Origin of the sequence: Microcoleus sp. (assembly GCF_049646505.1) — a bacterium.
Classification (GTDB): Bacteria; Cyanobacteriota; Cyanobacteriia; order Cyanobacteriales; family Microcoleaceae; genus Microcoleus.
In genome coordinates, this window is sequence record NZ_JBARVX010000044.1 from 1 (window position 1) to 4,489 (window position 4,489).

5 protein-coding genes are annotated in these 4,489 nt (G+C 44.7%); 4 read left to right on the forward strand and 1 reads right to left on the reverse strand.

Annotated elements, in window-relative coordinates; translation table 11 throughout:
* The first annotated feature begins 209 nt into the window (after positions 1–209).
* From mtnA to WBA89_RS02555, 3 genes are read left to right on the forward strand one after another with little or no spacing between them, the layout of a single operon-like run.
* Complete coding sequence (mtnA, locus tag WBA89_RS02545) at positions 210–1,271, forward strand: S-methyl-5-thioribose-1-phosphate isomerase (protein ID WP_424403787.1); 1,062 nt, start codon at positions 210–212, stop codon at positions 1,269–1,271.
* 4 nt (positions 1,272–1,275) lie between these two features.
* Positions 1,276–2,169, forward strand: a complete 894-nt coding sequence (locus tag WBA89_RS02550; protein WP_424403789.1) for a type IV pilin-like G/H family protein — start codon at positions 1,276–1,278, stop codon at positions 2,167–2,169.
* A 14-nt stretch (positions 2,170–2,183) separates the two neighbouring features.
* Positions 2,184–3,014 (forward strand): sulfurtransferase, encoded by an 831-nt coding sequence (locus WBA89_RS02555; protein ID WP_424403791.1) that lies wholly within the window; start codon positions 2,184–2,186, stop codon positions 3,012–3,014.
* Between the two features lie 452 nt (positions 3,015–3,466).
* Here the strand turns inward: WBA89_RS02555 and WBA89_RS02560 are convergent, their stop codons facing one another.
* A complete protein-coding gene (locus WBA89_RS02560; RefSeq protein ID WP_194063734.1) occupies positions 3,467–3,814 on the reverse strand; it encodes a hypothetical protein in 348 nt (115 codons plus the stop codon).
* 241 nt (positions 3,815–4,055) lie between these two features.
* On the opposite strand from WBA89_RS02560, the gene WBA89_RS02565 reads away from it, so the two are divergent.
* The coding region (locus tag WBA89_RS02565) for a cation diffusion facilitator family transporter (protein ID WP_424403793.1) at positions 4,056–4,489 on the forward strand (434 nt) is incomplete at its 3' end.

Here is a 4,489-nt window from a genome sequence, read left to right on the forward strand (position 1 = left end):
GTCTTAGCCCCCCCTTAATAAGGGGGGGTTGGGGGGGTAATATCTAGCGCTACTTTATGAAATTGGTATAAGTATCCAGCAATTCTTCTATCTCAAATATCAAACCGCAGGTCAGGGATTTTGGCAAATCCAGCTTGTCGCTCATAAGATAGAGAAATAGTCGCCTTCATGGCATCATAATAAACTTGTCCCTCACATAACTGAAATCGATGACCGCTCAAAACTCCCCGGTTTCCCCTGTCACTTGGAAAGAAGACCGAGTTGTGCTAATTGACCAAAACCGACTGCCGCAAGAATACGGTGTAGTCGAAATTAGCCGCTCTCAAGATATGGCTGAGGCGATTAAAACTATGATAGTCCGAGGTGCTCCGGCGATCGGCGTAGCGGCAGCCTACGGCATGTATTTGGGCGCGAGGGAAATTGAAACGGGCGATCGCGCCGAATTTCTCGCTAAACTAGAACAAGTTGGTGAATTATTGCGATCGACCCGTCCCACAGCAGTTAATTTGTTTTGGGCAATATCCCGAATGCTCAAAACAGCCGAGAAAACTAGCGGTTCCGTCGAACAAATCCAAAAAACTTTGTTAGAAATGGCCAAAACCATTCAAGCAGAAGACTTGCAAACTTGTAAAGATATCGGCGACAAAGGGTTAGAAGTTCTGCCAGTCACACCCGAAAAATTGAACTTGCTAACTCACTGCAATGCCGGTGCATTAGCAACAGCAGGTTACGGAACAGCATTAGGTGTAATTCGTTCTGCTTGGCGAGAAGGCAGACTCGGCAGAGTATTTGCAGACGAAACTCGCCCCCGTCTCCAAGGTGCAAAACTCACAACTTGGGAATGCGTGCAAGAAGGAATTCCCGTCACATTAATCGCCGACAATATGGCCGCTCACTGCATGAAACTGGGCATGATTCACGCAGTAGTTGTCGGTGCAGACAGAATCGCTGCTAACGGCGACGCAGCCAATAAAATTGGCACTTACAGTTTAGCAATTGTTGCCAAAGCTCACAACGTCCCTTTCTATGTCGCCGCGCCTCTATCTACAATTGATTTTGAGTTGTCAGACGGCAGCCAAATCCCCATTGAAGAACGCGATGCTGTGGAAATGTATCAAGTTGGAACTACGCGAATTTGTCCAGAGGGTGTAGAATTTTACAATCCCGCTTTTGACGTGACTCCGGCCGAATTAATTTCAGGAATTATCACCGAACACGGCACGGTTGCTCCTGGAAAATTGAAACAATTTCAAGCCAAACAATTAGTTTAATTGTATGTTACTCACCAGATCAATTTACCAGCTAGTTCGGAAATTTATCAGGATTGATAGCCACCGCAACTGGCAGAGTAGAGTTGTGCTGACAACTCTGAGTCTGCCAGTTTTTTTGATTGCAGCCGCCGAGGCTCAACTTCCAAACGGCATGACGAAATCTCCGGCAGAAATTATTAAATCTATGGAATCTCCAGCCAGAATTCTTGTTGACATCATGAACAAAGCTCAGCACGCCTACTATCTAGAATATGCTGGTTTTACAAGTTCTGTTGCTAATCTAGGTGTTGGCACCCTAGCTCAAACTGATAATTACAGCTATTCAATTAGCATGGGTAACAAAGCTGTCTTTAATTATGCGATATCGCGGCAACCCAATCTCAAAAGTTTTGTAGGCGGAGTATTTTTGATAGGAAACAACATCCAAAAAATCCTGTGCGAAGCCTCTGTTGCGGGTACAGCAAGACCAGCTAATCCTATCAATAACAATGGCGTTTTAGCCTGCGGTGCAAATACCGCTTTGCCTCAAGCCAACCAACCTATTCATACGAGCGCAGACGCAAAACAATATCTTAGGGTAATGAACATAGCTCAGCAAGCGTACTATATAGAAAGGGAGAGTTTTACAAGTTCTATGACCAATTTAAATACGGGTTTTCCTACTGAAACTAACAATTACAGCTACTCAATTAGCACGGGGAACCAAGCTGTATTTAATTATGCAATATCGCGACAACCTAACCTTAAAAGTTTGGTGGGCGGCGTATTTGTGATTGCAAACGATACCAAAACAATCTTGTGCGAAGCCTCGGTTGCGGGTACAGCAAGACCAGCTAATCCTGCGAATAATAACGGTGTTTTAACTTGCGGTGCAAATACGATAGAAATCTCTCAATAAATTATCTCTAATTTATGTGTAATTTAGCTGAAAATTGGATTGTAAGTGCAGATTTAGCTAAGCAGTTGCTGTCAGAAGGAGCTACTCTGCTTGATGCTCGCGAACCTATTTTAAAGTGGTTTTGCCGTCTGCAGCCAGCTATTCCCGTAACTTGGCAGCAATTTGCCTGTTCCGACTTTCCACACCAAGGCAAAATTATCGAAGATGATGCAGTTTTAACAGAAAAACTGCAAGCACTGGGAATTTGTCAAGACCAACCTGCAATTGTGATTGCCGATTCTGTGAAAGGGTGGGGCGAAGACGGGCGAATTGTTTGGATGCTGCGGACTTTGGGACACGAAAAAGCCGTTTTTGTAGATGGAGGATATCGAGCTTGTGTCAAAGCTGGCATTCGTCGAATCAAAAATGCAAATCATCCATCGCAGCCAGGAGATTTTATTGTATCTCGTCGCTCGAATTGGGAAATTAATCGGGATGATTTAAAAGCTATTTTAGGCAACGATCGTTTAGCAGTTATTGATGCTAGAGAACCGCGAGAATATGCTGGTAAAACGCCTTACGGAGAAACGCGGGGCGGCCGCATTCCCGGTGCAGTGCATCTCTATTACAAACAGTTAATGGACAAACAGGGAAAACTGCTGGAACGCGGGGAAGTTGTGGCTATTTTGCAGCAGAAAGGAATTTCGCTGTCAACTGAGATTGTGAGTTATTGTACTGGGGGAATTAGGTCTGCATGGTTGACTTGTGTCTTGACAAGTTTCGGATTTAATGCTAAGAATTATACGGGTTCAATGTGGGAATGGTCGGCTTCGCCTGCTGATAGCTATCCCCTGACCAAAAACTAAAACTAGCAATTAGAAATTAGTCGTAGGGTGCGTCAGAAGAGAGTCTTTCAATTATCGATAAAAGAAACCTAGCTGACGCACCCTACTAAGCCAATTAGTCCTAGGGTGCGTCAGAAGAAAGTCTCTCAATTATCGATAAAAGAACCCTAGCCAATTAGTCGTAGGGTGCGTCAGAAGAGAGTCTATCAATTACCGATAAAAGAAACCTAGCTGACGCACCCTACTGAAGCCAATTAGTCGTAGGGTGCGTCAGAAGAGAGTCTCTCAATTACCGATAAAAGAAACCTAGCTGACGCACCTTACTAAGCCAATTAGTCCTAGGGTGCGTCAGAAGAGAGTCTCTCAATTATCGATCGAAGAAACCTAGCTGACGCACCCTACTGAAGCCAAAACCCAATGATTATAATGGGAATTTAACCTTGACAAACGGGCGGGTTTCAGGTTGAAGCATCTCAACCGACTTGTTCGATATACTGAGCGAGATCGTCGCGCAGGCGGCTGAGTTCGGCTTCGGTGGTGACGCGCACGCGATCGTCCCTAACCGTAATCAGCACTTTCGCAGCAAAAGGCGTTGGCCAGATATTCGGGTTGCAAAAAACCTCCAAAAATACATCCCCCGCATACCGATATTCCATCGGTTTTTGGGGAGAAGCTTTAGCGCCAGCGGTTTTGGCTGCTACGGCTTTTAAGCTGTCCATCAAAGCTGCAATTTCGCTTTGCAAATCCCGCGCGGCTTGCGGGGAAAAGCTAAAGGAGACAGAACCTTCGACTAAATTCAGTGTCAGCGGGGAAAGAGACATGGGCAATGAAATTTAACATACAATTGTTAATGATAAAAGATATAGTAACCCAAAAGAAGTACCTGCCAGCTAAATTGGACTGCAAGAATGCTATTAATTACAATTTGTCTCAAGAAGCTGGGCAAAATTAATGAAGATAAATCTAACCGCCATCTAGATTCTACAATACTTTTAATTTGCGATCGCTCGATCGGCTTTAGACTAGAAGCAATAACACTTAATCGCAGATCGAGGAGATTTTATGGTTGCCGATAACCGTTCCGAAGTCCGCAAAGTTTTAATCGTTACCTTATTGCTAAATTTGCTGGTGATGGCAATTAAAGCAGCCGTGGGATTGCTGACTGGTTCCCTCAGTTTGCTGGCAGATGCTTTGCACAGCGTCACGGACAGCGCTAATAATATTTTAGGATTGGTAACTAATCATTATGCCAACCCGCAGCCCGATCGCGATCATCCTTACGGACACCAGAAATTTGACGCTCTCGGAGCTCTGGGAATAGCTGTTTTTCTGGGAATTGCCTGTTTTGAAATTCTCAGCGGCGCTGTTGAAAGGTTGCTCAAAGGTGGCACAGTTGTCAAAATATCCCCAAATGAACTGTGGATATTGCTGCTGGTACTGGGAATTAATATTTTTGTTGCTTTTTACGAGCGCAGGGTGGGAAAACGCCTGGGAAG